A 5894-nucleotide genomic window follows, 5' to 3' on the forward strand; every position below is an offset into this window, starting at 1 on the left:
CCACGCACGCCCTTAACCTTTAGGAGGTCATGGGGGTTAACCGAGCCTTCGGTCCATGGAAGAAATCAGCCCCCAACCTGCAGGCGGAAAGACCGGGCAGCCAAACGACCTTTACTACGGCATAACGTACGGTATATCCAATACCGCTTATTCCGTGGGAATGCTGGCCGGCCCCCTGGCAGGCACCTTCCTGGCCCAGCACCGGGACATCCTTACGGCGATGATCCTGTATTCCGTACTGCTGGGAGTCACGGCCATAGGGGTGACGGCCCGTCTGGAGGAAACGCTAAAGGTTAAGAAAATCCTGTCGTAAAGCCTGCCCGTCCTTAAAGTCGGAGTTCCCGGCGGATTATGTTAAATTCCCATTGAAATTCCAACGCTTAATTCCCCGGCGGTTCAATGGCGGCCACAATTTCCGGCTTCAGGCCCCGGTACCTGGCCAGCCACTGGCGGCGCTCCCGGCGCAGTTCCTCGTGGGAGGCCAGTCCCCTTAAAGTTTCTGCCGAAGGGTTAGCTATTTCACGACCTGCTAGAACCATGCGTTGAAACTCTTCCATGCTCAGTCCACCTTCCGGTATTTTCCCCAAAATTTATGTTAAACAAGATACATTCACCTTTGTTCCAAATCTGTTCTAAAAGATTGGTAACGGTGATATAATATCTCCATCGGTACACCACAAACGCAATAAGCAAGGAGGGGAAAACGTGGCCAAAATTCCGTACATCGAAACGGAAGAATGCCTGGCCTGTGGCTCCTGTGCAGACACCTGCCCTGATGTCTTTCAGATGAACGAAGACCAGGGTTTCGCCGAGGTGGTCAACCCCCGCGGTGCCAGCGAGGATGAAATTCAGGAAGCCATCGATATGTGCCCTGCCCAGTGCATCCACTGGAAAGAAGAATAGAAGAAACTGAAACATAACAAGGGGCGTCAGGCATGACGCCCCCTTATTTGCCGGAGGGATTTCACATGCGGACCGGGACAGCCAACCTCCCCCTGCACGGAGGTAAATGCCCACCCTGGCTCTTTGAACGGATGGTCAAAATGAGCAGGGCCTTAATTGAAGTGATGGTAATGGAAAGTGGCCCGGATGGAATCCTTGGCAGGCTGGCCGACCCCTTCTGGTTTCAGGCCCTCGGTTGCGTGCTGGGATTCGACTGGCATTCTTCCGGTTTAACCACCACTGTCTGCGGTGCATTGAAGGAAGCCCTCCGGGACTGCGCCGGCCAGCTGGGGCTTTTTGTAGCGGGCGGAAAGGGAAAGACTTCCCGCCAGACACCCGGCGAAATCCTCGCCCTGGGTGAAAGGTTTCCCCTGGCCAGGGATCCCCGGGAATTGGTTTTTGCAAGCAAGATGGCCGCCAAGGTGGACAACGCTGCCGTCCAGGACGGGTACCAGCTCTACCACCATACTTTCTTTTTTACTTCCTCCGGGCAATGGGCTATCATCCAGCAAGGCATGAATGAAACCACCCGCCGGGCCCGCCGCTATCACTGGTTGAGCACTGCAGTAAAGGATTTTGTCTGTGAACCCCATACGGCGGTATGTTGCGATTACAGGGGCGAAACCCTGAACCTGGTGGCCCTGGAAAGTGACCCCGCCCGGAAGGTGATTGCCGAACTGGCCCGGGAAAAGCCTGAAAACCTGCTCCGTGACCTGACGAGGTTGCAGCAAGATGCCCTGAAGCTGCCAGCCAGGCACCGCGTGGAACTCGCCGACCTGAATCCGGCCAGGCTGCACCGGGTGCTCCTGAAAAGTTACGAACGGCAGCCGGAGAATTTTGCAGCCCTGATGGCCACCGAAGGAGTTGGACCCAAAGCTCTGCGGGCCCTCTCCCTGCTCTCGGAACTGGCTTACGGAACACCGCCCAGCTTCCGGGATCCCGCCAGGTTCAGTTTCGCCCACGGAGGCAAGGACGGCCACCCTTATCCAGTGGACCGGATAACCTACGATCACTCGATAGCCTTCCTGGAAAAGGCACTGGCCGAAAGCCGCCTGGGCCGGCAAGAAAAAATAGAGGCCTTCCGCCGACTGCACCGGTGGCCCCAATACGCTTTTTAGCTTATTTAATTTCGCGAAGATCTTTCAGGCAGGGGAGGTTGGCATCAATGGAAATTTCCACAGATTCGGTTGGCGAAGGATTGGCAAGGCGTAGCCGGAAACTGGGCTGCTTCAATATGTGGTGCCACACGGTTTCTCCTTCTTCCACCTCGAACCTGCTGGTTGCCTCCCAATCCCGCCCGTTGTATTCTTCTACAAGAAAGTTTACGTTCCCCGTAGTGCGGATACGGAAGGCGATGTTCAAAAGAGTCGCACGCGGGCAGTCCAGCTCCACGGACTGGCCGGCACTGAGATTCATCTCCCGGACAAGGCGAACAACACGCGGTACAACAATTTTTTGTACATCACCATAAAAAAGACTCATTGCCTCACCTCTATCATTATCATTATTCTCAACTACTTATACCGTCTTTATATTACACGATTTTTGAGCCAAATTAAATAGAACGGGCCGGTATTTTCTTTTCTGAAACTTACTCGCCATTATAGCCCGCCGGAGGCAAGGAATGAAGGGACACATTAAGCGTACCTACGGCAAATGGTTCCTGACGAAAGTAAAAAGAGCAATCTACCGGTACTCCATGGTTACCACGGGAGATAAGATCGCTGTGGGAGTTTCCGGAGGTAAGGACAGTTCCGCTCTCCTGTACATAATGTGGCTGCTCAAAAACTATTCCCCGCTTTCCTTTGACTTTCACGCCATTTTCCTTGACCTGGGCTGGCCGGTTGACCCTGCACCCCTGGCTTCCTTCTGCCGGGAACGGGGCATACCGTTTCACGTGGAACGGACAGAGATCGGAGCCATCGTATTCGAACACCGCCGGGAAGAGAACCCCTGCGCCCTGTGTGCCCACCTGCGCCGGGGCGCTCTGAACGAAGCGGCCCGGCATCTGGGTTGCAACAAGGTGGCCCTGGGACATCACCTGGATGACCTCCTGGAAACCTTTCTTTTAAACTGGCTCTATACCGGCCGTCTGGCCACCTTTACGCCGGTAACCCACCTGGCCAGAAGCGGCCTGGTACTCATCCGCCCCCTCATTTACCTGCCGGAAGCAACCCTGGCCGCTATTGCGCGGGTGGAAAATCTCCCTGTGATTGAGAACCCCTGCCCTGCCAGCGGTAAAACAAAGCGGGAAGAAATACGCGCCCTGGTTGAATTGATAGCGCAGACCTATCCCGACGTCCGGGAAAAATTTCTCACCGCCATCGAAAAGGCCAGGTGGTTAGAACAAGCGTCCCATACCCGGCAGCAATAGCAGGTTCATGGTAAGCCCCGTTTATAAGCTCAGTTTCAGCCTGTACCTGCCATACTTTACCTGGCAGGGTGTTCCTGTTTTCCGCGGACCTCACCACGTGCCAGGGAGAAAAACACACCGCAGGCGCATAGTACTGCAAAAAGCAAAAAGGAAACATGCATGCTCTTGAGTAAAAGCGGGCTGGTAGCGGAGGTGACGGCCTTGCCCTTCATATAAAAGCCAAAGAATAAGGTGACCAGGGCCATACTCAATGCCTGGCCGACCAGGCGCATGGTGCCCAGCGTAGCCGAAGCAACTCCGTAATAGCGTTTTTCCACCGAACCCATCACGGCATTGGTATTTGGTGATGAGAAAAGGGCAAAACCAGTACCGAGCAACACCAGGTTAACCATGACGGCCCATATAGGGGTGGTTTTGTTTATCAGGGTAAAAAGTGTAAGCCCGGCAAAGCTCAAAGCCATGCCGAGGGAAGCAAGCAGCCGGGGCTCAACCCGGTCGGAAAGCCGTCCGGACAGCGGTGAAAGAATGGCCATCAAAACAGGCTGGGCCAGGAGAATGAAGCCGGCAGTCTGGGCATCCAGTCCCCTGACCACCTGCAGGTACAGGGAAAGTAAAAAGCCTACCGCAAACGTTGCACTGTAATGTATGAGCGCAGCAAGGTTGGAAAAAGCAAAAACCAGGTTGCGGAAAAGGTTGATATTGATCAGGGGGAACGGATAGCGCAGCTCCTTCCGGATGAAAAGCGCCAGCAACACGATACCCGCCACCAGGACCCACCGGGCAAGGGTGGTGGTATTGGCAGCCGCGATGCCGCTCATTAAAGCTGCCATGCTCAGGCTGTAAAGCACCGCCCCCGCCGGGTCAAATTTTTCACCCCTGGCGTCCCGCCATTCCCCCTTGAGTTTAAAGAGGGTTACCAGAAGCACAGTCAGGCCGAGTAAAAAATTCAGGAAAAAAATGTAGCGCCAGCCCAGCTGGTGAGTTAAAAACCCACCCACAACCGGCCCCAGGGAGAGCCCCGTATAAGTTGCCGCAACATTGATGCCCAGCACTTTCCCCCGCTCCTGGGGAGGGAAGACGCCGGTCAGGATAGCCACGCCGGTACCGAAGATCATGGCCCCTCCAATACCGTGCAGGATGCGGAGAAGGATCAGCATTTCCCCCGAAGTGGCCAGGCCGCTTAAAAGGGACAGCAAGGTATAAGTAATGATACCGGCCAGAAAGACCTTCTTCCTGCCGTACAGGTCCGCAACTCGACCGAAAGGAAGCAAGAAAACAGAGGAGGCCACGAGATAGGATGTTACAATCCAGTTGAGCATCAAGGCTTCCAGGTGAAACTCCCGCCCAATGGACGGAATAGCCAGGTTAACGGCACTGCCCATAAACGGAGTCAAAAAGGAAGCCAGAGTAGCCGCCAGCAGCACGTATTTTTTTAAGTTCCGCGCGTCATCCATGTCATTTGCAGTCGCAGGGACTGCCCACCTCCCCGGGAGTTTATTATTTGGTTTGATTATTTTCTTGACATTTCAACGGCTAAAGTAAAAATCCTCCCGGGCATAACCCAAAAAATACCTGCACCATATCATACGGCAAGACAGCAGTCCCATCAAAAACAGGGCTGCACAGGCGGAGGATACCTACACAGGACTGAGCTGATGGTACAACAACTGGACCGCATCGCGAGCTATAACCAGTTCCTCATTGGTGGGAACCACCAGCGCTTTGACCGGCGAACCTGCACTGCTGATCAGCATTTCCTGACCACGGACCCTGTTTTTTTCTGCATCAACCTGAACACCCAGCCAGCTCAGTCCTGCCAGCACTTTTCCCCGGATATAAGGGGAGTTTTCGCCAATACCCGCTGTGAAAACTATGGCATCCACCCCTTCCATGGCAGCCACCAAAGCACCAATCCATTTCTGTACACTATATACAAACATATCCAGAGCCAGCTGGGCCTGCCAGTTACCAGCCATAGCGGCCTGCTCCAGGTCACGGAAGTCACTGGAAAGCCCGGAAACACCCAGCACACCACTTTTCTTGTTTAGAAGTTCACTGACCTGAGCAGGGGACAGGTTTTCCTTTTCCATCAGCACAAAAACCACGGCCGGGTCGATATCCCCGCTACGCGTACCCATAATTAGCCCGGAAAGTGGCGTGAAGCCCATGCTGGTATCCACCGACTGGCCGTATTTAACTGCGCAAACGCTGGACCCGTTTCCCAGGTGGCATGTGACCAGCTTCAGTTCCTCAAGGGGTTTCTCCAGCAGTTCGGCGGCACGCCCGGCCACATACCTGTGGGATGTACCGTGAAAGCCATATTTACGCAGGCCGTACTTCCGGTAATATTCATATGGTAGAGCGTATATATATGCTCTGGCGGGCATGGTCTGGTGAAAAGCAGTATCAAACACCGCCACCTGGTGGGCATGTGGTAGCAACTGCCGGCAGATCCTGATCCCGGTGATGTTGGGTGGATTATGCAGCGGTGCCAGGTTACTTAAGTCTTCCAGCTTTTCAAGCATGCCCCCGCCTCTTTCTACCGACGAAGAAAATCATCTGCTTACTCGCTTAGAGG

The 5894-nt window shown here is 54.4% G+C and carries 6 protein-coding genes and 2 pseudogenes; 4 read left to right on the plus strand and 4 right to left on the minus strand.

Annotated features, from left to right (window positions below; all coding sequences use genetic code 11):
• Nucleotides 1-55 precede the first annotated feature (55 nt).
• Nucleotides 56-313 carry a hypothetical protein gene (locus ACPLUI_RS06450; protein ID WP_424659452.1) on the plus strand — a complete coding sequence of 86 codons (258 nt, stop codon included), beginning with the start codon at nucleotides 56-58 and terminating at the stop codon, nucleotides 311-313.
• Nucleotides 314-380: 67 nt separating this feature from the next.
• Here the strand turns inward: ACPLUI_RS06450 and ACPLUI_RS06455 are convergent, their stop codons facing one another.
• Complete coding sequence (locus ACPLUI_RS06455; RefSeq protein WP_424659453.1) at nucleotides 381-557, minus strand: hypothetical protein; 177 nt, start codon at nucleotides 555-557, stop codon at nucleotides 381-383.
• Nucleotides 558-705: 148 nt separating this feature from the next.
• Between ACPLUI_RS06455 and ACPLUI_RS06460 the strand changes: the two genes are divergently transcribed.
• Nucleotides 706-903 carry a ferredoxin gene (locus tag ACPLUI_RS06460; protein WP_424659454.1) on the plus strand — a complete coding sequence of 66 codons (198 nt, stop codon included), beginning with the start codon at nucleotides 706-708 and terminating at the stop codon, nucleotides 901-903.
• An 86-nt stretch (nucleotides 904-989) separates the two neighbouring features.
• Nucleotides 990-2060 (plus strand): annotated as a pseudogene (locus tag ACPLUI_RS06465) (DUF763 domain-containing protein); the annotation flags it as partial.
• Nucleotide 2061: 1 nt separating this feature from the next.
• Here ACPLUI_RS06465 and ACPLUI_RS06470 read toward each other — a convergent pair.
• Nucleotides 2062-2424: a hypothetical protein gene (locus tag ACPLUI_RS06470; RefSeq protein WP_424659455.1), complete on the minus strand. Its 363-nt coding sequence runs from the start codon at nucleotides 2422-2424 to the stop codon at nucleotides 2062-2064.
• 142 nt (nucleotides 2425-2566) lie between these two features.
• Between ACPLUI_RS06470 and ACPLUI_RS06475 the strand changes: the two genes are divergently transcribed.
• Nucleotides 2567-3316: a tRNA lysidine(34) synthetase gene (locus ACPLUI_RS06475; protein ID WP_424659456.1), complete on the plus strand. Its 750-nt coding sequence runs from the start codon at nucleotides 2567-2569 to the stop codon at nucleotides 3314-3316.
• A 56-nt stretch (nucleotides 3317-3372) separates the two neighbouring features.
• On the opposite strand, the gene ACPLUI_RS06480 is transcribed toward ACPLUI_RS06475, so the two are convergent.
• Complete coding sequence (locus ACPLUI_RS06480) at nucleotides 3373-4770, minus strand: MFS transporter (protein ID WP_424659457.1); 1398 nt, start codon at nucleotides 4768-4770, stop codon at nucleotides 3373-3375.
• 183 nt (nucleotides 4771-4953) lie between these two features.
• Nucleotides 4954-5894: pseudogene (locus ACPLUI_RS06485) on the minus strand (acetate/propionate family kinase); the annotation flags it as partial.

Source organism: Desulfofundulus sp. (genome assembly GCF_049701015.1).
Classification (GTDB): domain Bacteria; phylum Bacillota; class Desulfotomaculia; order Desulfotomaculales; family Desulfovirgulaceae; genus Desulfofundulus.

Excerpts from the sequence above, each read along its gene's own strand:
- ACPLUI_RS06450 (WP_424659452.1), top strand. The coding sequence starts at position 56 with ATGGAAGAAATCAGCCCCCAACCTGCAGGCGGAAAGACCGGGCAGCCA.
- ACPLUI_RS06475 (WP_424659456.1), top strand. The coding sequence starts at position 2,567 with ATGAAGGGACACATTAAGCGTACCTACGGCAAATGGTTCCTGACGAAA.
- ACPLUI_RS06480 (WP_424659457.1), bottom strand. The coding sequence starts at position 4,770 with ATGGATGACGCGCGGAACTTAAAAAAATACGTGCTGCTGGCGGCTACT.
- ACPLUI_RS06455 (WP_424659453.1), bottom strand. The coding sequence starts at position 557 with ATGGAAGAGTTTCAACGCATGGTTCTAGCAGGTCGTGAAATAGCTAAC.
- ACPLUI_RS06470 (WP_424659455.1), bottom strand. The coding sequence starts at position 2,424 with ATGAGTCTTTTTTATGGTGATGTACAAAAAATTGTTGTACCGCGTGTT.